The following is an 871-nucleotide window of genomic DNA, read 5'->3' as shown; positions in this document are numbered from 1 at the left end:
GAAATCATGGGCATCGGTGTCATTGACATCGACAACCATGAATGCATGACTTTAGGTTCCATTCAGACGCCGGATTGTAAGACCTTGGATAATATGGACAAGAACCTTGTTGACTGGTACAGCTGCTATCTTATCAGCAGAAAAGACAAGCTGCAAAGCATATCCAAAACGGTGGTTGCAGACGCATTCTTTTCCAAGGAAACTTTCGTAACACCTATGTGTGAGAACGATTTCCATGTCATCAGCCGCTTTCGGAATGACGTAATCCTGTACTATCCGACATTGGAACAGAAAACAGGAAAACGTGGCCATCCCAAGTGGTTTGACGGCAGGATTGACTTTGCCAATCTGGATTTGACCCGGTGCAAGGAATACGAGGTGAACAAGGGAAAGCTATACGGATTGAGGGTATATGCAAAAGCTCTCAAAAGGTATGTTTCCTTAGCCATCTGGTATCCGATGGACGGGAGGACAGACAAGTGGCAGCTTTACTTCTCTACAGACGATTCCATGGATGGACGTGAGGTGCTGGATTATTACAGAACCAGGTTCCAACTGGAATTTTGCTTTAGAGATGGCAAGCAGCATGCAGGAATCACCAGCTGCCAGTCTACCGACTTCAGGAAATTGGATTTTCACTTCAATGCATCGCTTGCTGCTGTCAACTTGGCCAAAGCGGCATGTAAGAGGCTCGGAATAACCTATTCCATATCCTCCTGCAAGTCTTTCATACACAATGCTTATATGCTTGAACGATTTATTTGCGTGTTTGGGATTAGCCCAGACCCGCAAGTTATTGACAAACTTTTCAAAGAACTCATTTTTATTTACTGCCAGAGCCGCTTAGGCTTGGGCGAATTTTTAACGAACT

1 pseudogene is annotated in these 871 nt (G+C 44.8%); it reads left to right on the top strand.

The features are described from left to right. Positions 1-847 (top strand): annotated as a pseudogene (locus tag BACCOP_RS01025) (transposase); the annotation flags it as partial. Between the last annotated feature and the right edge of the window lie 24 nt (positions 848-871).

The organism is Phocaeicola coprocola DSM 17136, from assembly GCF_000154845.1.
In the GTDB taxonomy this organism is placed as follows: domain Bacteria; phylum Bacteroidota; class Bacteroidia; order Bacteroidales; family Bacteroidaceae; genus Phocaeicola; species Phocaeicola coprocola.
The sequence above is the reverse complement of the archived record's forward strand: the minus strand, read 5'-3'. Positions and strand labels throughout refer to the sequence as shown.